The sequence below is a fragment of the Massilia frigida genome, assembly GCF_011682175.1.
Taxonomy (GTDB): Bacteria; Pseudomonadota; Gammaproteobacteria; order Burkholderiales; family Burkholderiaceae_D; genus Telluria_A; species Telluria_A frigida.
In genome coordinates this window covers 1-392 of record NZ_WHJG01000187.1, presented here as the reverse complement: position 1 = coordinate 392, position 392 = coordinate 1, and the positions used below count along the sequence as shown (strand labels likewise).

The following is a 392-nucleotide window of genomic DNA, read 5'->3' as shown; positions in this document are numbered from 1 at the left end:
CGAACCACTGGCGGCGTATACAGACCCGATGCATGTGCGCGCCAAGCATCAGTCGCTACATCACTTTGTCGCCAAGTCTACGTGGTCTGATTCGGCACTGCTCGAATCGGTTCGTAAGTGGGTGCAGCCAGCATTGGTCGCGCAAACCGGGCATTATTGGATCATCGACGACACGGGCTTCCCCAAGAAAGGTAAGCACTCAGTTGGGGTGGCGCGTCAATACTGCGGCCAACTTGGCAAGCAGGACAATTGCCAAGTCGCGGTTAGCTTGTCACTTGCCACCGAGTCGGGAAGTGTTCCCATTGCTTACCAACTCTATCTTCCGAAGGACTGGGCGAGTGATACGGAACGTCGTCTAAAGGCGGGCGTACCCGAAGACCTGGTTTTTGCAA

General features: G+C 55.6%; 1 protein-coding gene. It reads left to right on the top strand.

The features are described 5' to 3' along the window. The coding region (locus tag F2P44_RS34610) for an IS701 family transposase (RefSeq protein ID WP_167094632.1) at nucleotides 1–392 on the top strand (392 nt) is incomplete at both ends.